The sequence below is a fragment of the Mesorhizobium sp. CA10 genome, from assembly GCF_020165285.1.
Lineage (GTDB): Bacteria > Pseudomonadota > Alphaproteobacteria > Rhizobiales > Rhizobiaceae > Mesorhizobium.
In genome coordinates this window covers 15675-36493 of record NZ_JAIUHV010000022.1, presented here as the reverse complement: position 1 = coordinate 36493, position 20819 = coordinate 15675, and the positions used below count along the sequence as shown (strand labels likewise).

At 64.2% G+C, this 20819-nt stretch carries 16 protein-coding genes; 5 read left to right on the top strand and 11 right to left on the bottom strand.

All coding sequences use genetic code 11. From position 1 onward, the window contains the following. The first annotated feature begins 432 nt into the window (after positions 1-432). Positions 433-2412: a M23 family metallopeptidase gene (locus LB535_RS28110; RefSeq protein ID WP_176477019.1), complete on the top strand. Its 1980-nt coding sequence runs from the start codon at positions 433-435 to the stop codon at positions 2410-2412. Here LB535_RS28110 and LB535_RS28105 read toward each other — a convergent pair. Beyond that, a complete protein-coding gene (locus tag LB535_RS28105) occupies positions 2409-3962 on the bottom strand; it encodes an MFS transporter (protein ID WP_224634486.1) in 1554 nt (517 codons plus the stop codon). The two genes, LB535_RS28110 and LB535_RS28105, sit on opposite strands and share 4 nt — an antisense overlap. A 225-nt stretch (positions 3963-4187) precedes the next feature. Here LB535_RS28105 and LB535_RS28100 point away from each other — a divergent pair, with 225 nt between their 5' ends. Then, complete coding sequence (locus tag LB535_RS28100; RefSeq protein WP_224532523.1) at positions 4188-4820, top strand: TMEM175 family protein; 633 nt, start codon at positions 4188-4190, stop codon at positions 4818-4820. Here LB535_RS28100 and LB535_RS28095 read toward each other — a convergent pair. From LB535_RS28095 to LB535_RS28060, 8 genes are all read right to left on the bottom strand, one after another. Beyond that, positions 4794-6326 (bottom strand): L,D-transpeptidase family protein, encoded by a 1533-nt coding sequence (locus LB535_RS28095; RefSeq protein ID WP_224634485.1) that lies wholly within the window; start codon positions 6324-6326, stop codon positions 4794-4796. The two genes, LB535_RS28100 and LB535_RS28095, sit on opposite strands and share 27 nt — an antisense overlap. Positions 6327-6558: 232 nt before the next feature. Then, positions 6559-6924: an MmcQ/YjbR family DNA-binding protein gene (locus tag LB535_RS28090; protein WP_140543607.1), complete on the bottom strand. Its 366-nt coding sequence runs from the start codon at positions 6922-6924 to the stop codon at positions 6559-6561. A gap of 117 nt (positions 6925-7041) precedes the next feature. Next, entirely contained in the window at positions 7042-9648 is a 2607-nt protein-coding gene (gene clpB, locus LB535_RS28085) for an ATP-dependent chaperone ClpB (RefSeq protein WP_224634484.1), read from the bottom strand. A 224-nt stretch (positions 9649-9872) separates the two neighbouring features. Then, positions 9873-10907, bottom strand: a complete 1035-nt coding sequence (locus tag LB535_RS28080) for a DUF4167 domain-containing protein (RefSeq protein WP_224634483.1) — start codon at positions 10905-10907, stop codon at positions 9873-9875. Positions 10908-11220: 313 nt separating this feature from the next. Further along, positions 11221-12090 (bottom strand): peptide chain release factor N(5)-glutamine methyltransferase, encoded by an 870-nt coding sequence (gene prmC / locus LB535_RS28075; RefSeq protein ID WP_224634482.1) that lies wholly within the window; start codon positions 12088-12090, stop codon positions 11221-11223. Next, positions 12083-13162, bottom strand: a complete 1080-nt coding sequence (gene prfA / locus LB535_RS28070) for a peptide chain release factor 1 (protein ID WP_224634481.1) — start codon at positions 13160-13162, stop codon at positions 12083-12085. Before prfA ends, prmC begins: the two co-directional genes overlap by 8 nt. 139 nt (positions 13163-13301) lie before the next feature. Next, a complete protein-coding gene (ptsP, locus tag LB535_RS28065) occupies positions 13302-15572 on the bottom strand; it encodes a phosphoenolpyruvate--protein phosphotransferase (RefSeq protein WP_140632771.1) in 2271 nt (756 codons plus the stop codon). A gap of 83 nt (positions 15573-15655) precedes the next feature. Next, positions 15656-16909 (bottom strand): aspartate kinase, encoded by a 1254-nt coding sequence (locus LB535_RS28060; RefSeq protein WP_140847379.1) that lies wholly within the window; start codon positions 16907-16909, stop codon positions 15656-15658. A 213-nt stretch (positions 16910-17122) separates the two neighbouring features. Between LB535_RS28060 and LB535_RS28055 the strand changes: the two genes are divergently transcribed. Further along, positions 17123-17419, top strand: a complete 297-nt coding sequence (locus LB535_RS28055) for an antibiotic biosynthesis monooxygenase family protein (RefSeq protein WP_224634480.1) — start codon at positions 17123-17125, stop codon at positions 17417-17419. Positions 17420-17449: 30 nt separating this feature from the next. Here LB535_RS28055 and LB535_RS28050 read toward each other — a convergent pair whose 3' ends face one another. Next, on the bottom strand, positions 17450-18007 hold the full coding sequence (locus LB535_RS28050) for a putative glycolipid-binding domain-containing protein (RefSeq protein WP_224634479.1): 558 nt from the start codon (positions 18005-18007) through the stop codon (positions 17450-17452). Positions 18008-18255: 248 nt separating this feature from the next. Here LB535_RS28050 and ubiG point away from each other — a divergent pair, with 248 nt between their 5' ends. Continuing rightward, positions 18256-19005, top strand: a complete 750-nt coding sequence (ubiG, locus tag LB535_RS28045) for a bifunctional 2-polyprenyl-6-hydroxyphenol methylase/3-demethylubiquinol 3-O-methyltransferase UbiG (RefSeq protein ID WP_095767522.1) — start codon at positions 18256-18258, stop codon at positions 19003-19005. A 157-nt stretch (positions 19006-19162) separates the two neighbouring features. Here ubiG and LB535_RS28040 read toward each other — a convergent pair whose 3' ends face one another. Next, a complete protein-coding gene (locus LB535_RS28040) occupies positions 19163-20095 on the bottom strand; it encodes a DMT family transporter (RefSeq protein WP_224634478.1) in 933 nt (310 codons plus the stop codon). Between the two features lie 99 nt (positions 20096-20194). Between LB535_RS28040 and LB535_RS28035 the strand changes: the two genes are divergently transcribed. Then, a complete protein-coding gene (locus LB535_RS28035; protein ID WP_224634477.1) occupies positions 20195-20692 on the top strand; it encodes a MarR family winged helix-turn-helix transcriptional regulator in 498 nt (165 codons plus the stop codon). The last annotated feature ends 127 nt before the right edge of the window (positions 20693-20819 follow it).

The window sequence follows — 20819 nt, the reverse complement described above, 5'->3', positions numbered from 1 at the left end:
AACAGAGGGCAGACCTAGAAGCAAACTTCTTCGTCGCCAGCGGCGCACCGCCCTCGTTCGTGGGCCGTATATAGTCGGACCTCCCTCGACGCGTCAACACCGATTTCGAACTTTTTTGAATTTTTTGCGACGAATTTTTCGAACCGCTTTTTCGATAGCCGACTGCCCTTGCGGCAGCCCCCAGGTTATCCGCAACGAAGCCCTATTGCCGCCGCATTGGGGCGTGAAACCGGCCCGTATAAGGAAGGCGCGCGCGTACATGCGAGGCGCGCCGACGACGGATGACAGGGCGCCCTGCGCAAGGGGGCGCATGATTGGGGATATCGGCCCCGGCCTGCCGCTTCGTTGACTTCAACCGCCGTGACAGGCAATTGTCATGGCCACAACGACAACGACAAGCCGTTTCGCCTGGGGAAGAAGCAGCCTTTCTGGATGCAAGACACCGAAGAGGTCATAGCCGAACTCGGCAACGAGCCGCCGCTGATCGCGGACGGCCGCAGCGGTCCGCCCGACCGCCGCGAGGTCTCGGCGCGCTGGCTGTCAGGCACCTTCCTCACCGGCGTGACATCGAGCGTGTTGATGGGCGTGGCGTTGTTCGCCGCCCTTGACGGGCGCCAGCAATTGGCGACCCCGCCGGAAATCGCCGAGCTCATCGGTCTTGCCAGCGGCGGCGATGATTCCGGCGAGCAGGCAAAGACCACAAGGCTGGTGGCACCCCGACAGATCGCCCGGGCGAAGGACCGGCGGCGCATGGAAGTGTCGATGGTCACCAAGGTCGGCGACCGTGACGTTATCCACACCATGCCCTTCGTGCAGATCAAGATGGCCCTGGCCGCCGGCCACACCACCAGCCGCCCCTACCCGCCGTTCGACCCGATGCAGGTGTTCGGCGACGACGGCGACGACAACGCGCAACCCGCAACGGCCACCGCGGTCGCCGGACAGATCTACGGCGCCAAGGTCGAAAGCGAGATGAGCCTGAAGACGGTCGATTTCCCGATCGAGACGGCCTCCTTCGACGAAAAAAGCGATCTCTCCGCCGACGAGGTTGAAAAGGTGGTGCGGGACGCCGGCACCGGCTTGAGCGACGGCGCCGTCCAGGTGGCGGCGCTGCACTATATCGATCCGCAGCGGTTCGGCGATGCCTTCGCCGAATCGATGGCCGGCTCCTATGACGTGAAGATCACGCAGGAAAACGTCTCGGTGGCGCCGCGTGCCACGCCGGATGACCAGACGCCTGCCTTCGCCGAGGAAATCATTCCCTTCACCAAGGATACCGATATCGCCGAGGCCTATGCCGATTCGGGCTATACCGGCGACGACGCCACCGGCATGGCGGAGGCGATCGCCAAGCTTTTGAACGCCCCGGCGCTAAAGGCCGGAACGGTGCTGCGCGTTGGCCTCGAGGTGCGCGGCGACATCGCCAAGGTCGTGCGCACTAGCGTCTACGACAAGACCACGCACATCGTCACCATAGCGCTCGATGACCATGGCCAGTATGTGCCGGCGCAGGAGCCGGAGCCCAATCCCGAGCTTTTGACGGCGTTTGATGATTCGCAGCCCGTCGTGGTGCGCGGCAATCTGCCCAATGTCTATGACGGCATCTACCGCACCGCCTATTCCTACGGCATGTCGAAAGCGATGACGCAAAAGCTGATCAAGCTGCTCGCTTCCGACGTGGATTTCCAGTCGCGGCTCTCGCCTTCCGACCGCCTCGAAGTGCTGTTCTCCCAACCTGACGGCGACGACCAGGCCTCCGACGGCTCCGAGCTTCTCTACGTCTCATCGACCTTCGGCGGACAAACACGCAACTTCTATCGCTTCCAGATGCAGGACGGCAGCGTCGACTATTTCGACGAGAACGGCAGCAGCGCCAAGCAGTTCCTGCTGCGCAATCCGCTGCCCAATGGGCGCTTCACCTCCGGCTTCGGCGCACGCCGGCATCCGATCCTTGGCTACGTCCGGATGCACACCGGCACCGACTGGGCAGCGCCGATCGGCACGCCGATCATCGCCGCCGGCAACGGCGTGGTCGAGAAGGCCGGCTGGGCCGGCGGCTACGGCAAGCAGATTATCATCCGCCACGCCAATGGTTACGAGACCTCCTACAATCACCAGAGCGCTTTTGCCAAAGGCATCGAGGAAGGCGTTCATGTCCGGCAGGGGCAGGTCATCGGCTATCTCGGCCAGACCGGCCTCTCTACCGGCCCGCACCTTCACTACGAACTGATCGTCAACGGCACCAAGGTCGATTCGATGCGCGTGCGCCTGCCGGTCGGCAAGGTTTTGAAGGGCGACGATCTCGTCGCCTTCAAGAAAGAGCGCGAGCGCATCGACGATCTTCTGAAGCAGGAAGACGGCAATGCGCTGAAGGTTGCCAGCGCCAAGACTGATTCGCAGCTTCCGAACTAATCTTGCTCATCGTTTGTCTTTTGCGGCCAGGGCGATGCCTGTCCGGGAACCGTGAACCAGGCGGTGAGCGAAGACAGCACGCAAAGCAGCGCCGTGACCGCCGCGACCGCGGCGAAAGCCGAATCGCTTGCCGCAATCCTGGCCGCTTCGATATTGGCGGCCAGCCCGGAGGCGGGCGGCTCGCCGAAACCGGGCACCCCGGCGGCATTGCCGGTCGTCCGCGCGTAAACCCAGGTCGCCAGTGAGCCCATCGCCGCCACCGCGATCAGGCCGCCGACGCGCGAGACCGCGTTGTTGATGCCGGATGCAGCCCCGGTATCCTTGTCCTCCACGGACGTCATGACCGCGGTCGACAGCGGCGACACGACTTGCGCCATGCCAAGCCCCATCAGCGCCATCAGCGGAAAGGTGCCGATCCAGAAATCGTGGATGCCGAAATGGGTAAGCAAGGCAAGGCCGGCGAAGGCAACGGCCACAACCATGCTGCCGCTGGCGATCGGGAAACGCGGACCGATGCGATCCGACCACTGGCCGACCGGTCCGGACAAAAGCGCGATCGACGCCGACAGCGGTACGAAGATGAAGCCGACCTCGGCCTCGCTCAGCCGCCAGCCGGCGATCAACAGCATCGGCAGGTAGAACAAATTGGCCGACAGCGCGAAATAAAGGAAAAACGTCGCCAGATTGGCGCCGGCAAAGGCCCTGATCCGGAACAGGCCGAGATCGATCATCGGGTCGCGCCGCCTGTGCTCGTAAAAGATGAAGACGACAAGCAGGACTACGCCGGCAACGATCGCCGGGCCCGACATCAACCCTGCGCCTTCGGCATTCATCGCCGTCAACCCGTAGGCGAGCAGGCCGAAAGCAAGCGTCGCCAGCGCCGCGCCGCCAAGGTCGAGGCTGCGTTTTTCGGTTGGCTTGTCGGCCGGCACCTTGGCCAAAAGCAGATAGATCGAGATCAGCCCAAGCGGCAGGTTGATGGCAAAGATCGCGCGCCAGACGCCATTGCCGAAAGTCGAGAGCACGAAGCCGCCCAGCACGGGACCGAGCGCCGTGGTCAGCGCCGAAGCGGCGGCCCAGATGCCGATCGCCCGGCCGCGCTCCTTCTTCGGATAGGCTTTGGCGATGATGGCCAGGCTGCCCGGCACCATGATCGCCGCACCAATGCCCTGGATGGCGCGGAAGGCGATCAATATAGCCGGATCGGGCGCCAGCGCGCAGGCGAGCGAAGCCGCGACGAACAGCGCGATCCCGGCCACGAAGGCGCGCCGCAGTCCAAACCGGTCGCCGGCAGCGCCCCCCACCAGGATGAGCGCCGACAGCGTCAACGCATAGGCGTTGGAAATCCACTGCGCTTGCGCCAGGCTGGCGCCGAGATCCGCGCGCAGCGCCGGCATGGCGATCGCCAGGATCGAACCGTCGATGAAGCCGAGCGCAGAGGCGAGGATCGCAGCGACCAGCACGAATTTTCGCTGGGTCTGAGGACAAAACGTGCCGTTCGCCCGCGCGGGCGAATGCGAATCGGCAGTGGTTTCATTCGCTGATGACATCGGATCCTTGCTTAGCCCCCTCGCGCGGGCGCAACAACAAGCCAGAGCATCGCTGTTCTTGAAACCAGATGACAGAGCATGATGCCGAAACGTGTGAAGCGGTTTTCGGACGACATCATGCTCTCTCTTTTTGATTCAGGGGCCGGATGGCGAGGTGGGCTCAATCCTGATGCAAACCGCCACCGGCGTGCTAGGTTCCACGATCATGCGTGAGAGGGGGAAGCCATGAAGCGTCCGCTCGAACCGTCGGCGGAAGGACGCGGACGCATCGTCGGCGTGACCGACGGCGTTTTCGCCATCGCGCTGACGTTGATCGTGCTGGAGATCAGAGTGCCGTCGCATGAGGCGGTGCATTCGGAAGGCGAATTGCTCGCCGCGATCCTGGCGCTGGGGCCGCGATTCCTGACTTATGCGCTGAGCTTCCTCACACTCACCATCTTCTGGTTCGGACAGCAGGCACAGCATGGCCTGATCGCGAAATCGGACCGGCGGCTCGCGACACTCAACCTGTGCTTCCTTGCCTTTATCGCGCTGCTGCCCTTCTCAACCGATCTTCTCGCCGATTTCCTGGCATTCAGGGGCGCGGTACTGGTCTACTGGCTGAATCTCCTGATGCTGGGCGGCACGCTGTTCGCGAGCTGGTGGTATGCCGACAGGAGCGGCATGATCGCCGAGGATGTCGACGCGGAGACGCGCCGCACCGTCTACAAGCGGATCGTCAAGGCGCAGATCCTGTGGGCGGTCGGCGCGGCGCTTTGCCTGATCACGCCGCTGCTCAGCATAGGCTTCATCCTGCTGGTGCAGCTCATCTATGCCGCGGCGCCGCGCGCCTTACTGCTGCGTAAACTCATCGGTTGAGGTCCCGCCAATATCCGCGATTGTTGATCCGCCCACGAACTCCACCGTGACGCCCGGCGACACCAGCTTGGCAAGCTCGCGTGCATCCCAGTTGGTCAGGCGCACGCAGCCATGGCTCTCGGTTTTGCCAATCTTGGAGGGATCGGGCGTGCCGTGAATACCGTAGGTCGGCTTGTCGAGCGCGATCCACACCGAACCGACCGGACCGTTCGGTCCCGGGGGGACGGTCAAGATCTTGTCGTTCTGGCCCTGCTTGAAATTGATGTTCGGATTGTAGGTGTAGTTCGGGTCGAGAGCGATGCGCGAGACGGCATGAATGCCGGTCGGCGACGGCGTGTCGGCCGAGCCGATGGTCGCGGGATAGGCCGCGACCAGCTTGCCGCTCCCATCATAGGCGTAGACTTCCTTCTTGGTCTTGTCGGCGATGATACGCGTTACCGGCGTCGAGACCAGCTTGCCGAAATTGGCGACCTTGATCATCGTGCCCGGGCGATTGAAGTCGACGCCCTTGTTGATCGACTTCAGATAGGTCTCGTCCATATGGAAGCGTTCGGCCAGCGCCTCGGTGACCGAAGTGTAGCACATGCAGTCGAGCTTGGCCTTCTGGCTGTAGTCCTCCGGTATCGAGGCGACGTAAGGGCCGGCCGCGTCTTCCGGCGTGATCGTGTAGGAGGCGAAGGCGTCGCCGCCCGACTGTGCAAGCGCTGCCTGGATGCCGACCGCATCGGTCGACTTCAGATTGGTACCGTTTATTTCGTTGTAGGCGGCCAGCGCCTTGTCGACGTTCGAGCCGAAGCGCCCGTCGATCACGCCCGGCGAAGCGCCTCCGCGATCGAGCAGCACCTGCAAAGCGGCAACGTCCTGGCGCACGCCGAGGGACAGCGACGGATCGACCGTGGCCTTGCCACCAGTGTTCGGCGGCAGCGACGGCTCGGCGTCCGGATTGGTTTGAAGCACTTCGCCCTGGCCCGGCTGCTCGGGGTCGATCGACGCCTCGTTCAGCTGCTGGCGCTTGATGGTGTCGGATTTCGGCGCCTCCGGATAAGTGGTGGCATAGCCTTCATCGTTGTTGGGCGCCGGCGGATAGGCATCGACGGAATTGTCGTCGTACTCATCGACCGGCGGCGGGATGACACGACCGTTCTCTTCCAATTGCCGACGACGGAAGCGAGCCATGTCATCGGGATTGTCGAGATAATAGCGGTCGTCGTCTTCGGCCGGCGCGCGGCCGAGTTCCTGCATGCGCATCTGCCGGCGAAGCGCGCGGCGGTCGAGCCTGCTGCCCGGCGGCTGGATGGCGATGACCTTGCCGGTGTCGGCATCGACCAGCACCCGGTTGCCCCTGGCGTCGTAGTAGATATCGATATTGCCGTCCTGGGCCAGCATCAGCGCGCCGCGCTCAGCCGGGCGCGCAGGCCGCGCACCATCCGCGCTCGGCATGGCGAACGCACTGGAAGACACCAGCCCGGCCGCGAGTGCCGAAAGGGAAAAGATCAAGCGCAGCATGGGGGTCAAGCTCTCCGGTCGACTCGGGCTTCTGGCGGGCGAACCTTCGTCAGCGAACCAGCTAGCCAAATTAAGATTCCAACATGAACCGGGCATGAAGATGGCGGGTTTCCGGTACCTTGAGGAATATGAGCTCATGCATGTTGCTCAAAAATACGCAGCGGTTCTGGGGGCCGACATGCGAAACAACAGCTAAAGCGCATCGACCACATCCGTTTCGGCGCGACGCGCCTTAGCCTGCGGCAAGCCCCAATTCCTTGCGTGCCTGTCTGGTCAGCTTGAGGACGACCAGGCGATGGCTCTCGCGCAGATAGTCCTCGAGCGCCGCATCATCCATGCTTTGGCTTGTCTGACGCTGGATCCATTTCATGCCGCGCGAGGCGAGATAGGGCGCCGGCCGGCAGCCCGGCTGATCCTTCAGCACGTCATAAGCCATCTCGGAACATTTGAAGGTGACGAAGAGCTCGCCGCCCTCGTTCCAGCCGCCGATGGCGAACACCTTGCCGCCGACCTTCCAGACATGGGCGCCGCCCCACTGAACGACATGCGTCGTGGCGGGCAATGAAGCGCAGAAGCCATTGTAATCGTCGAGCTTCATCGAGTTCTTCCCAGTCATCCGAATCGGCAGCTGATTATGCGCAGTCATTGGCAATAAAAAAGCGCGCCGCACCAGTCCGGTGCGACGCGCTTCGCGTTCATTCAAGCTCACCCGAAATCAGGCGGCGGCCTCCGTCGCCACCACGGTCGGCTTCGAGCGGAAGTTCAACCGGTCGGAGCCGGCGGTGACCTTGACGGTCGAACCGTCGAGGATCTCGCCGAGCAGGATCTTCTCGGCCAGCGGGTCCTGCAGCTCCTTCTGCATCACCCGCTTCAGCGGCCTGGCGCCATAGGCCGGATCGTAGCCCTTCGACGCCAGCCACTCGATGGCGTCATGATCGAGCGCCAGCGTGATCTTGCGATCGGTAAGCAGGTTCTCCAGACGCTTGAGCTGGATCTCGACGATGCGGTCCATATCCAGACGGCGCAGCCGGTGGAACAGGATCACTTCGTCGACGCGGTTGAGGAACTCCGGCCGGAACGAGGCTTTCACCACCGCCATCACCTCGTCGCGCACGGCATCGACATCCTGGTCGTCGCCGAGATTGACCAGATATTCGGCGCCGAGGTTCGACGTCATGATGATCAGCGTGTTGCGGAAGTCGACCGTACGACCCTGGCCATCGGTCAGCCTTCCGTCGTCGAGCACCTGCAGGAGCACGTTGAACACGTCCGGATGCGCCTTCTCGATCTCGTCGAACAGCACGACCTGATAGGGCCGGCGCCGCACCGCTTCGGTCAGCGCACCGCCTTCCTCATAGCCGACATAGCCGGGAGGCGCGCCGATCAGCCGGGCGACGGAGTGCTTCTCCATGAACTCCGACATGTCGATGCGCACCAGCGCGGTCTCGTCGTCGAACAGGAAGCTGGCCAGCGCCTTGGTGAGCTCGGTCTTGCCGACGCCGGTCGGTCCGAGGAACATGAACGAGCCGATCGGCCGGTTCGGGTCCTGCAGTCCGGCGCGGGCGCGGCGCACGGCCTTGGACACCGCCTGCACGGCTTCGCCCTGGCCGACGACGCGCTTGCCGATCTCGTCTTCCATGCGCAAGAGCTTCTCGCGCTGCCCCTCCAGCATCTTGTCGACCGGAATGCCGGTCCAGCGCGACACGACATGCGCAACATGATCGGGCGTGACCACCTCTTCCACCATGCCGGTCTTGCCGTCCTGCGCCTCGGCTTCCTTGAGCTTCTTCTCGAGCTCCGGGATCTTGCCATAGGCAAGCTCGCCGGCGCGCTGGAACTCGCCCTTGCGCTGCGCGATCGCCAGTTCGTTGCGCGTCTCGTCGAGCTGTTTCTTCAGGTCGGCGGCAAGGCCAAGCTTCTGCTTTTCGGCCTGCCACTTGGTGGTCAGCTCGCTCGATTCCTCCTCGAGATCGGCGAGCTCCTTCTCCAGCCTGGCAAGCCGGTCCTTCGAAGCCTCGTCCTTCTCGACCTTCAGCGCCTCGCGTTCGATCTTGAGCTGCATGATGCGGCGGTCGATCTCGTCCAGCGCCTCGGGCTTGGAATCGACCTGCATGCGCAGCCTGGACGCCGCCTCGTCTATCAGGTCGATCGCCTTGTCGGGAAGGAAGCGGTCGGCGATGTAGCGGTTGGAAAGCGCGGCCGCCGATACAAGTGCGGAATCGGAGATGCGCACCTTGTGGTGCTGCTCGTATTTCTCCTTCAGGCCGCGCAGGATCGAAACCGTGTCTTCCACCGTCGGCTCGTCGACGAAGACGGGCTGGAAACGGCGGGCAAGCGCGGCATCCTTTTCGACATGCTTGCGGTATTCGTCGAGCGTGGTCGCGCCGACGCAGTGCAATTCGCCGCGCGCCAGCGCGGGCTTCAACAGGTTCGAGGCGTCCATCGCGCCGTCCGCCTTGCCGGCGCCGACCAGCGTATGCATCTCGTCGATGAACAGGATGATGTTGCCGCTGGCCGAGGTTACCTCGTTGAGCACGGCCTTCAGCCGCTCCTCGAACTCGCCGCGATATTTGGCGCCGGCAATCAGCGCGCCCATGTCGAGCGCCATCAATTGCTTGTCCTTCAGCGATTCCGGCACGTCGCCATTGACGATGCGCAGCGCTAGGCCCTCGGCAATCGCCGTCTTGCCGACGCCCGGCTCGCCGATCAGCACGGGATTGTTCTTGGTGCGCCGCGACAGCACCTGGATGGTGCGGCGGATCTCGTCGTCGCGGCCGATGACCGGATCGAGCTTGCCGGCGCGGGCGTCGGCGGTGAGGTCGCGCGCGTATTTCTTCAGCGCGTCGTAGCCTTGCTCGGCGCTGGCCGAATCGGCGGTGCGGCCCTTGCGGATGTCGTTGATCGCCTGGTTGAGCGCCTGCGCGGTGACGCCCGCCTTGGACAGGATGTCGGCGGTCTTGGCCGACTTTTCCATGACAAGCGCCTGCAGCAGCCGCTCGACGGTGACGAAGCTGTCGCCGGCCTTCTTGGCCAGGTCCTCGGCGGTTGAGAACACCTTGGCCAGCGGCTGGGCGAGGTAAAGCTGGCCGTTGCCACCTTCGACCTTGGGCATCGCCTCGAGCGCCGTCTCGACGCCGAGCTTGACGTCGCGGACATTGCCGCCGGCGCGCTCGATCAAGGATGCGGCGAGGCCCTCGTCATCGTCGACGAGCACCTTCAGTATATGTTCGGGCGTAAATTGCTGGTGGTTGCGCGAGAGCGCCATGGTCTGCGCGGACTGGATGAAGCCGCGCACGCGCTCCGAGTATTTTTCAAGATTCATTCGCTGTCTCCTTCCATCACCGGCCCGCTTTGCGGCACCGGATCAGATTGCGGTGACGGACCCGCTCAAAAGAGCCGAGCCCTGTTCAGCGCAGATATGGTGTATGGGCCACGGTCCCTCAAGACGCCTTGATGTCGATCAATGCAGAATATTCCCAGGCGCGCATATACAAAAACGGCGGAGATTTCTCTCCGCCGTCAGCGATGCTTGAAATGGCGTCTGGATCAGTTGTTTGCGTCGGCAGCTACAGGCTCGCCGGCGGCTTCGTTGACAACAGGTGCCGGCTCGCTGGCGGCAGGCTCCCTCGCCTGGTTCGCCTCTTCGGCCGGCTTGGCGCCGACCTCGTCGCTATTGTTCGCAGCGTTGCGCGTTTCGCCTGAACTTTCAGGACTGGAACCTTCGGGGCTCGAGCCCTCCGGCTGGTCGCTCTGCCCGCCACCGACCTGGTCGGCATAGCTGCCGCGGGGACGCCGCGGACGCCGCGGACGGCGGCCGCCATTGTCCTGGGCGGCTTCGTTGAGCTCGGCCTGTGCGGCAAGGGCGGCCGGCGAGAAACTGTCGAACTGCGGCGCCTGCACGGCCTGTGAACCAGCCTCGCCGGTCGCCTCGGGCTGCGTCTGTCCCTCATTGCGGCGGTTCTGGTCGAACTGCTGGCCGCCCTGCTCGCCGCGCTGGGCGTTTTCGCCGCGCTGACCGTTCTGGCCATACTGGCCGCCGCCGTTGCGGCGGTCACGATGCCGGTCGCGGCCATTGTTGTCGCGCTGATTGTTGTCGCGACGGCTGTTGTTGTCGCGGCCGTTTTCCTGGTTGTAGGCGAGTTCCGCCGGCGTGCCTTCGATCACTGGCTGCGGGCCGGAGCCGCTCGCCGTGCCCGGCGCATCGGCGCCGTTGCCGCTGTTGTTGCCGATATTGTCGAACTCCTCGCGATCTTCGTCCATATCGTCGTCGAAGTCGTCGCGGTTCTGCTGAGTGTTCTGGATCGGCATCTGCGCCTGCGCGGCGGCAATGATGCGATTGTAATGCTCGGCGTGCTGGAGGTAGTTCTCCGCCATAACCCGGTCGCCGGAGCTTTGCGCGTCACGGGCGAGTGTGGCGTATTTTTCGGCGATCTGCTGAGCCGATCCGCGGATCTTCACGTCCGGGCCGTTGCTCTCGTAGTTGCGGGTCAGGGGATTGGGCCCCTTGCGGTTGTTGTTGTTGCCACCGCCGCCATTGTTGTTGCGACCGCGCATACGCCTGTTCTGCTGTTGTGGCCTCATTAGACTCTCTTCATAGTGAATTTTCGAAAAACTCTTCACGAACGGTGGCGCTCATGCAGCCAGCCGTTTCGTCTCTTCACCGGCGTTCGCCCGCATCAATTGCGTTGGCGCCACGTGCCATCCTGTCCCGGTTACATCACTTGCCGGATGATTCCCGCACGAAGCTTGGGCGTCGTTTGCGCAAGAAGGCAGCTATTTCCAAGGAAAACCGAATCGCTGGGAGCACTGCCTGCTTCGTCTCATCCGGTTGAGCCGGACCCTAACTGCATTCCCGGGTATTGCCAAGCGGTTTTTTCGCACTGCATCAGGGCTTTCAACGCTCGAACACCAGAACTCTGTCATTGCCGCCGAGATCGCGATGTGACCCGGTTAACACATAGCCGGCTGCCGCGAATATCCCGGTGACCTCGTTTTTCTGCGTATGGCCGATCTCGACCGCTACCTTGCCTTGCGCTTGCAGAAATTCCGCCGCTTCGGCGGCAATGACCCGATAGGGATCCAAACCGTCCGCACCGCCGTCCAGGGCCCGGTGCGGGTCGAAATCGCGGACCTCGTCCTGCAGATTTCCGATGTCTCGACTGGGTATATAGGGAGGGTTCGAGGCAATTACATGGTAGTGGCCCGAAACTTTTTCGAACCAGTTGGAATGCAAGGCTTTGAAGCGTTCGCCGAGCCCCAGGTCCCGGGCGTTTCCGGCCGCAACCGCCAATGCGTCGAGCGAAATGTCGACGCCCGTCGCGGTGGCGGCCGGAACGGCGCTGAGCAGCGCCAGCGCGATGGCGCCGGTGCCCGTGCCGAGATCGAGAATGCGGCATTCGCCAAGCCTTGCGGCCGTTGCCCGCGCAAAGGGCAGGACGGCGTCGACCAGCGTCTCGGTATCCGGCCGGGGCTCCAGCGTCTCCGGCGAAAGCGACAGGCGCAAACCGTAGAATTCGCGGTAGCCGAGGATGCGGTGCACCGGCTCGCCTGCGACGCGACGCCTCAGGGCCGCTTCGATGGCTGAAAGCGCCGCCGAACCAACCTCTTGTCCCGGTTCGGCGATTGCCTGGGTACGGGTCGTGCCCGAAAAATGCTCGACGATCAGCCGCGAATCGAGCGCCGGATCGTCGATGCCGGCTACAGCCAGACGCTCGCGCGCTGCCCTGAGCAACGGTCCGAGCGCGGCGGGCAGTCGATCAGCCATCGAGGCTCATATCGGCAAGCAGCTTCGACTGATGATCGGCGATCAGCGCGCCGACGATCTCGTCCAACTCGCCCATCATCACCCGGTCGAGCTTGTAGAGCGTCAGATTGATACGGTGGTCGGTGACACGGCCTTGCGGGAAATTGTAGGTGCGGATGCGCTCCGAGCGGTCGCCGGAGCCGACCTGCGATTTTCGCGATGACGAGCGCTCCTCATCCGCGCGGCTGCGCTCGAGATCGTAGAGTCTGGCCCTCAGGATCTGCATGGCGCGCGCCCGGTTCTGGTGCTGCGACTTTTCCGCCTGCACCACCATGATGCCGGTCGGCAAATGGGTGATGCGAACCGCCGAATCGGTGGTGTTGACGTGCTGGCCGCCCGAGCCGGAGGCCCGCATCGTGTCGATGCGGATGTCCTCCGCCCGGATTTCGATATCGACCTCCTCGGCCTCGGGCAGCACGGCGACGGTCGCGGCCGAGGTGTGGATGCGCCCGCCGGCCTCGGTTTCCGGCACGCGCTGCACGCGGTGCACGCCGGATTCGAACTTCAGATGCGCGAACACGCCCTTGCCCGATACCGCGGCGACGATTTCCTTGTAGCCGCCGACCTCGCCCTCGCTCGCCGATACCACCTCGAAGCGCCAGCCGCGCGAGGCGGCATAGCGCTCATACATGCGAAAGAGATCGCCGGCGAACAAGGCCGCCTCGTCGCCGCCTGTGCCGGCGCGGATTTCGAGGATGGCGTTCCTCTCGTCGGCCGCATCCTTGGGCAGCAGCAGGATCTGGATGTCCTTCTGCAGCGCCTCGATGCGGCTCTCGACCTCCGGCAGGTCGGCCTCGGCCAGCGCGCGCATCTCGGCATCCGTCGCTTTGTCGGCAAGCATCGCCTCGAGGTCCGCCTGCTCCTGCTCGGCGGCGCGCAGCGCCCGGATCTTGCCCACCATGTCCTGGATGTCGGCATATTCCGAAGCCATCTTCACATAGGCGTCGGTGGCGGGTCCGGCCGACATCTGCGCCTCGAGCATGTCGAAACGCTTGACGACTTGATCCATACGGTCGCGGGGCAGGTTGATCATGATCTTCGAACTTCGATGGAATTCACGTCAGAGCGAGCCGAAAATGGGGAGTTTCGAGAACCGGAGCGGAATGTACATTTAGGTACATGAGCACCGGAAGCGCAGAAAATCGCCATTTGCAGACCGCCCTCACGTGAATCTAGAGCGGAATCGAGCGATCGTCTGCAAAGGCCTGTAGCAAGGCTCGCATCGGCAATTTCTGGCTGGGCGCCATCAGATTGTCGTCGAAAAAGGCCTTCAGTTCCTGCAGCGGCAGCTCGGTCAGCATCGCCTTGACCGGGCCGATGGACGCCGGCGACATGGAGATCGAGCGGAAGCCGAGACCGATCAGCGCCATGGCCGAGATCGGCTTGCCGGCCAGCTCGCCGCAGAGCGTCACCGGGGTGTCGTTGCGCACGCCGGCATCGGCAATCGTCTTCAGCACCCGCAGAAACGGCGTCGACAGGTTGTCGAAGCGGTCGGCGAGTTGGGTGTTGCCGCGATCGACGGCCATGACGAACTGGAAGAGGTCGTTGGACCCGACCGAAACGAAATCCACCGCCTTCATCAATTCGTCGAGCTGGAACAGCAGCGACGGCACTTCCAGCATCGCGCCGAGCTTGAGGCTGGTGGGCAGGTGATGCGCGAAGCGCGACAAATGCCGGACTTCGCGGTCGATGATCTCGCGCGCCTGCGCGATTTCCGACAGCTCGGTCACCATCGGCAGCATCAGCTTCAGCTCGCGGCCGCCGCTGGCCTTCAGCAGCGCCCGTATCTGAGTCCTGAGCAGGCCGGGACGGTCGAGGGTGAGGCGGATCGCCCGCCAGCCCAGCGCCGGGTTCTCTTCCTGCACCGCGCCCTTGAAATAGGGCAGCACCTTGTCGCCGCCGATGTCGATGGTGCGGAAGGTGACCGGCTTGCCGCGCGCCGCCTCGAGCACGTCGCGGTAAAGCCGTTCCTGCGCCTCGGCGCGGGGGAAGGTCGAGGCAACCATGAACTGCAATTCGGTGCGGAATAGGCCGATGCCGGCGGCGCCCGATTCGGTCAGCTGCGGCAGGTCGACCGCCAGGCCCGCATTCATCAGCAGATCGACCGGAACCCCGTCCTTGGTCAGCGACGGCTTCTTGCGCAGCTCGCGATAGACTTCCTGCCGCCGCGCCCTGAAGCGGACTTTTTCGGCATAGGCGGCTTCCAGGTCGGATTGCGGCCTGAGATGGATGGTGCCTTCCTCGCCGTCGACGATGATGGCGTCGCCGTTTTCCGCCATGGAAACGGCGCCCTTCATTTGTCCGGCGACGGGAATGCCCATGGCGCGCGCGACGATCACGACATGGCTGGTGGCGGCGCCATCCTCCAGCACAAGGCCGCGCAGCTTGTCGCGCGGATAATCGAGCAGCTCGGCCGCTCCCATCGAGCGGGCGACGATGATGGCGTCCTTGGGCAGCGAGGCCGCGACATCTTCCGGACCGCGTCCCATCAACTGGCGCAGCAGCCGGTTGGCGAGGTCGTCGAAATCGCTCATCCGCTCGCGTAGATAAGGGTCGGTCATGTGCAGCATGCGCGCGCGCATGTCGCTCTGCACCTTTTCGACGGCGGCTTCCGCCGTCAGGCCGTTGCGGATCGCCTCTTCCAGCCGCCGCACCCAACCGCTGTCGTTGGCGAACATGCGATAGGCCTCGAGCACCTCGCGGTGCTCGCCCTCGAACGCGACCTCGCGCCGCTCCAGCATGTCGTCGATGGAGAGCCGGAGCGAGCCGAGTGAGGACTGCAGCCGGCGCACCTCCTCCTCGCTGTCCTCGTTGAAGAGGTTGGTGACGACGATGCGCGGCTCGTGCAGCACGACATGGCCGAGCCCGACGCCCTCATTGAAGGAAAGGCCGGTGAAGCTCACCGGGCGGCGCAGGTCGAGCTCCAGCCCCGGCTTGGTCAGGCGGGCGAGATCGCCGGTGGCGATCATCTCGGCGATCACCATCGCCGTCGTTTCCAGCGCCTCGACCTCGTCGTCGCGGTAATGGCGCATGGTCTTGTTCTGCACCACCAGCACGCCTAGCGTGCGCCCTGCCCGCAGCACCGGCACGCCGAGGAAGGAGTTGTATATCTCTTCGCCCGTCTCCGGCAGGTAGGCGAAAGCCGGATGCTCCTGCGCATTGGATAGATTGAGCGGTCGCGCGCTGGCGGCGATCGTGCCGACCAGGCCCTGCCCGAGCCGCAGCTGCGCCAGATGGACGGCGTTGGGGTTCAAACCTTCGGTGGCGTAGAGCTCGAGCACCGAATCCGCGCGCAGCACATAGAGCGAGCAGACTTCGGCGACCATGTTGGAGGCGATGTCGCGCACGATGCGGTCGAGCCGCTCCTGCGGCTCCAGCGGCTCCTGCATGAGCTCGCGAAGCCGTTTGAGCAGAACGCGCGGGCCACTGGCCGTATCACGCATCGCGGCTTGTTCTCCAATGGGCATTTCGCCCGCCGCAGTTTCTCCCGCGGCCGGCGTTCACGCAACAACTGACTCAGTTCTTGCTATTGCTTATCGAGCCCGTAGACGGAATGCAAAGTACGAACTGCAAGTTCCGTATAGGGACCGTCGATCAGTATCGAGATTTTGATCTCGGAAGTGGTGATGGCGCGGATGTTGATCGCCTTGTCGGCGAGCGCCTTGAAGGCGGTGGCGGCGACGCCGGCGTGGCTGCGCATGCCGATGCCGATGACCGAGACCTTCGACATGCCGGCTTCCGACTGGACGACGTCGTAGCCGACATCGGGTTTCAGCCTCTCCAGCACGGCAAGCGCCTTGTCGACGTCGCCGGACGGCACGGTGAAGGTCATGTCGGTGAACTTGCCGTCCTCGGAGATGTTCTGGACGATCATGTCGACATTGATGTTGGCTTCGGCCAGCGGGCCGAAGATGCCGGCGGCAACGCCTGGACGGTCGCCGACGCGGCGCAGCGAAATCTGCGCTTCGTCCTTGGCGTAGGCAATTCCGGTGACGACCTGCTGTTCCACGATCTCTTCCTCGTCGCAAATAAGCGTTCCGGGCGGATTGAGCAAATCCCCCATTCCGGGCGCGTCGGGATCGTCGAAGGACGACCGCACGAAGGTACGCACCCTGTGTACCATGGCAAGCTCGACCGAGCGTACCTGCAGCACCTTGGCGCCAAGCGAAGCCATTTCGAGCATTTCCTCGAACGAAATCTTGGCCAGCCGACGGGCTTTCGGCTCGATACGAGGGTCGGTCGTATAGACGCCGTCGACATCGGTATAGATGTCGCAACGGTCGGCCTTGACCGCCGCCGCGATCGCCACGGCGCTGGTGTCGGAGCCGCCGCGGCCGAGCGTCGATATGCGGTTGTCCGGGCCGATGCCCTGGAAACCGGCGATGACGGCCACCTGGCCCTCGCCGAAGCGCTTGATCAGGAAGGCGCCGTCGATGTCGAGGATGCGTGCCGCGCCATGCGCGTTGTCGGTCTTGATCGGGATCTGCCAGCCCTGCCAGGATCGTGCATGGATGCCCATGTTCTGCAGCGTGATCGCCAGGAGACCGGCCGTGACCTGCTCGCCCGACGCGACAACGGCGTCATATTCGCGCGCGTCGTGCATGGGCGAGGCTTCGCGGGTCCAGCCGACCAGCTCGTTGGTCTTGCCGGCCATCGCCGAGACCACCACGGCAACCTCGTGGCCGGCATCGACCTCGCGTTTGACATGGCGCGCCACGTTGCGGATGCGGGCGATGTCGGCGACCGAGGTTCCGCCGAATTTCATCACGATACGCGCCATGGAAGCGAAATGCCTTTGACTGAAGCCGGCTCGAGCCCGGAACGAGAGGAAACGCCGGGTAAGCCCGGCGCCGGAATGCGCGGCCTCCTTAACCAAAACAGCAACGCTTCGCAAGCGAGCGCGGCCAAGAGCGGCCCGGCATCGTCTATCCTGACAGAATCTTGTCGCCGATCATGCCATAAGACCGACGAAACGGCCCGTTGGGAGATTGTCATGACCGAAACCCTGGACATCGTCACCTTCCGCCTCAAGCCCGGCGCCGAAGCCGGCTTTGTCGCCAGCAACGGCGTCATCACTGACTGGCTCGCCCGGCAGCCGGGCTTCCTCGGCCGGCATCTCGGCCGGCGCGAGGACGGAAGCTGGGTGGATGTGGTGCGCTGGCAGAGCATGGAACAGGCCCAGGCGGCGGCCGACCGCATCATGCCCGAGATCGGCGGCAGCGAAGCCGTGCAGGCGATCGAGCCGGCCAGCGTCGCCATGAACCATGCGACGATCGCGCTGTCGCGTTGACCGCGACATTGCCGGTCGCGCGCTCGCGGCTCAGGTAGCGCTTCGCCACAGGCCGGGATAGTCGAGAACGAAACCGACCGGCGAGACCGCCAGGACTGCATCGTAGCCGTACACGGGCGCGGCATAAGCATATCGGCTGTCGTCGAGCCGCCGATAGGTCTGTTCGAGGCGCGAGAGCCTGAGTTCAGGAAAGGCCAGATAGGCGGCCGGCGCCGGCGCCGCCGTGCCGGCGCCAAGCTCGAGCCGACGGATCGCCAGAAGGTTGGTGGCGGGCGTGAAGCCGAGATCGACGTCGACGAGACCGGCAACCTCCGCCTGGCTTGCGCCGTTCAGCAGCCACTGGCCGTCGGCAAGACGTTCAATCTGATAATGCATCTCCCGCATGCCGCAAAAGCCGTCGACCCGCGCCCTGCAGGTACGCCAGCTCAGGTCGCAATCCACCTCATAGGCAAGGCCGCACGGACCGGCGTCATGGACGAAAAGCGCATGGCCCTTGAGGGTCCGGCTATCATCCGTCTCGCCAAGCAGGCAAGCGTCGTGCCCGTCCAGGTCGAGCCGTTGCCAAAGGATCGAAGCCAGAATTCGCATTTTCGCACAGCTCCCGTCTCGGTCTCGCTCCCTGTCCATGACAGCTTTTCGTTCGCCCATCCGATTTGTTTCGGCAGCGCGGCAACCAAGCTGCCAGGTGCTGACAGAACGCGGCCTGATCCATCGACATGGTTGGACCTGCCGGCGGTCTGACGTCAGCAGCAAAAAACCCGCCTTGACATTCCCTCCCCCGCGCCCGACTTCCTAGCGTTCCCCGACTTCTTCTTGGCGTTCGAGGAGACCCGCCTATGCCAGAGCCTCGCCGATCGACCATCGATGCCGGAGAAGTGGAACGCTTCTCCGCCCTTGCCGCCGAATGGTGGAACCCGAACGGCAAGTTCCGTCCGCTGCACAAGTTCAATCCGGTGCGGCTTGCCTATATCCGCGATCAGGTTGCGGCCCGTTTCGGCCGCGATCCGCGCGCGGCGCGGCCCTTCGATGGCCTACGCTTCCTCGATATCGGCTGCGGCGGCGGTTTGCTGTGCGAGCCGATGGCCAGGCTTGGCGCCGAAGTGGTCGGCGCCGACGCTTCCGCAACCAACATCGAAGTGGCGAAGCTGCACGCGGCGGAGGCCGGCGTCAGCGTCGACTACCGCGCCACCACGGCCGAGGCGCTGGCCGATGCCGGCGAGACCTTCGATGTCATCCTGAACATGGAAGTGGTCGAGCATGTCGCCGATGTCGACCTGTTCGTGGCCAAATGCGGCCAGATGGTCCGCCCCGGCGGCATCATGTTCGTCGCCACCATCAACCGCACGCTGAAAGCGCTCGGCCTTGCCATCATAGGCGCCGAATATCTGCTGCGCTGGCTGCCGCGCGGCACGCATCAGTTCGGCAAGCTGGTCCGTCCGGAGGAGCTTGCGAAGGCGCTGGGCGCTGCCGGGCTCACGGTGATCGACCGCACCGGCGTCATCTATCATCCGCTGGCCGACCGCTGGCAGAAGTCCAGGGACATGGACGTCAATTACATGGTGCTGGCGGAGAAAGCTTCGGTCTGAACGGCGGCAAGCCGGACCGCCCGTCTCACGCCGCCAGTGGCCGGCGGCAACGAGAACTAGAGCGTTTCACCGTTTCACGGAAACGGCGAACCGCTCTATCTTTTTGTTTTGACGCAATTCCGGACGGAAAACCGCTCACACTTTTCCTGGAATTGCTCTAGCTGCGGGACGCCGCCGGCTCGACCCGGACGGGCGCCGACGCGCCGGTCTGGCTTTGCGCCTTGGTCGTGATGAAGACGCCGGCGGTGATGATGGCGGCGCCCAGCCAGGTCAGAAGCTGGTAGTGCTCGCCGAGGAAGATCGTGCCGGCGAACAGGCCGACGGCCGCCGCCACATAGCCGATCTGGCTGAGATAGACCGGCCCGCCGACCGCCTGCAGGCGGAAGAAGAAGGCGAACATCGCCGAGGCCGACGCTACCTGGCCGACGACCACGAGCGGCACGCCGCCGAGCGGAATGAAGGCTTGCCCGCCCAGAAGCGTCAAAATGCCGATGAGGAGCAGCGTGGCCGAGGCCAGGTGGCTGCCGACCGCAAGTTCGATCGGGCCGGTGCCTTGCGGCCAGTCGACGGTGCGGTAGATGTTGCCGGCGGCAAGGCTGACCGGGATGAGCAGCCCAATCGCCACCCAGAAATAGTCGGCCGGCTGCCCTGCCTCGCCGCGCGTCAGCGCGACCATCGCCGCGCCGACAAAGCCGACGGCGATGCCGATGACCCCGAGCAGATTGGGGCGCCTGACACCGAGCACGATCGAGAACACCAGCGTGATCACCGGCGACAGGGTGAACATGATGCCGGTGTAGCCGGCGCCGAGATGCGGGATGGCCGAGAACATCAAAAGATTGGGAATGGCGTAGGAAATCGCTGCGGTGACGACGAAATAGCGCAGCTTGTGCGGGGTCAGCCGGACGCGCTCGCCGCCCAGCAGAAGCGCCAGAAACAGCACGCCGCCTGCGCCCAGCGAGATGACGAAGGCCCAGACCATGGCCGGCACCCCGGCGGCGGTGGCGAGCTTGCCGAACGGCAGCGTCATGCCGAGCAGCCCGCCCGTCACGACCAGAAGCCAAATCGCTGAATCCCAGAGAAGTCTCATTGCTTCGTCCTGTCCCTGCGAGACCGCTTGGCGGCCAGTTCCTGTTGCAGTAAGATAATACCAAGATTCTTTATGTCAAGATACTTTATGGTGAGCAACATGGATCGAGCAGGCAAAGCCATGGAGCAGTGGCGACGGGAGCGACCGGACCTCGACGTGTCGCCGATGGGCGTCATCGGGCGGCTGAACGAGGTCTCGGCGCTCATCGCGCGCGACCGCCTGGCGCCGGTCTTCGCCCGCTTCGGGCTGCAGTCCGGCGAATTCGATGTGCTGGCGACATTGCGCCGTTCCGGCGCGCCCTACGCGCTGACGCCGACGGAGCTTTACGAGGCGACGATGGTGACCTCGGGCGCCATGACCGCACGCCTCGACCGGCTGGAGAAGGCCAGCCTAATCCAGCGCGCGCCGCATCCCAACGACCGGCGCGGTGTGGTGGTGCAATTGACCGGGAAAGGGCTCGAGCTCATCAACGAAGCGCTTGCCGCCCACGTCGCCAACGAGCACGAAATCCTCGCCGGCCTGACACGCGAGGACCGGGACATGCTGGCGAAACTGCTGGAAAAACTGATCGGAAGCTTGGGCCGAACCTCTGCCTAGCGTATGCCTCCTGCTTTCCACCTTCGTGAACTTGCGCCAAGGTGTATTGAGATTCAGGTCAGGCCGAGCCGAGAATGGTGGCTTTCGAGAACCGGAGCGGAGCGTACTTAAAGTACGTGAGCACCGG

Excerpts from the sequence above, each read along its gene's own strand:
- LB535_RS28055 (WP_224634480.1), top strand. The coding sequence starts at position 17,123 with ATGACCGAAACCCTGGACATCGTCACCTTCCGCCTCAAGCCCGGCGCC.
- prmC (WP_224634482.1), bottom strand. The coding sequence starts at position 12,090 with ATGGCTGATCGACTGCCCGCCGCGCTCGGACCGTTGCTCAGGGCAGCG.
- prfA (WP_224634481.1), bottom strand. The coding sequence starts at position 13,162 with ATGATCAACCTGCCCCGCGACCGTATGGATCAAGTCGTCAAGCGTTTC.
- ubiG (WP_095767522.1), top strand. The coding sequence starts at position 18,256 with ATGCCAGAGCCTCGCCGATCGACCATCGATGCCGGAGAAGTGGAACGC.
- LB535_RS28060 (WP_140847379.1), bottom strand. The coding sequence starts at position 16,909 with ATGGCGCGTATCGTGATGAAATTCGGCGGAACCTCGGTCGCCGACATC.
- LB535_RS28110 (WP_176477019.1), top strand. The coding sequence starts at position 433 with ATGCAAGACACCGAAGAGGTCATAGCCGAACTCGGCAACGAGCCGCCG.
- ptsP (WP_140632771.1), bottom strand. The coding sequence starts at position 15,572 with ATGCGTGATACGGCCAGTGGCCCGCGCGTTCTGCTCAAACGGCTTCGC.
- LB535_RS28080 (WP_224634483.1), bottom strand. The coding sequence starts at position 10,907 with ATGAGGCCACAACAGCAGAACAGGCGTATGCGCGGTCGCAACAACAAT.
- LB535_RS28105 (WP_224634486.1), bottom strand. The coding sequence starts at position 3,962 with ATGTCATCAGCGAATGAAACCACTGCCGATTCGCATTCGCCCGCGCGG.
- LB535_RS28050 (WP_224634479.1), bottom strand. The coding sequence starts at position 18,007 with ATGCGAATTCTGGCTTCGATCCTTTGGCAACGGCTCGACCTGGACGGG.
- LB535_RS28035 (WP_224634477.1), top strand. The coding sequence starts at position 20,195 with ATGGATCGAGCAGGCAAAGCCATGGAGCAGTGGCGACGGGAGCGACCG.
- LB535_RS28040 (WP_224634478.1), bottom strand. The coding sequence starts at position 20,095 with ATGAGACTTCTCTGGGATTCAGCGATTTGGCTTCTGGTCGTGACGGGC.
- clpB (WP_224634484.1), bottom strand. The coding sequence starts at position 9,648 with ATGAATCTTGAAAAATACTCGGAGCGCGTGCGCGGCTTCATCCAGTCC.
- LB535_RS28100 (WP_224532523.1), top strand. The coding sequence starts at position 4,188 with ATGAAGCGTCCGCTCGAACCGTCGGCGGAAGGACGCGGACGCATCGTC.
- LB535_RS28090 (WP_140543607.1), bottom strand. The coding sequence starts at position 6,924 with ATGAAGCTCGACGATTACAATGGCTTCTGCGCTTCATTGCCCGCCACG.
- LB535_RS28095 (WP_224634485.1), bottom strand. The coding sequence starts at position 6,326 with ATGCTGCGCTTGATCTTTTCCCTTTCGGCACTCGCGGCCGGGCTGGTG.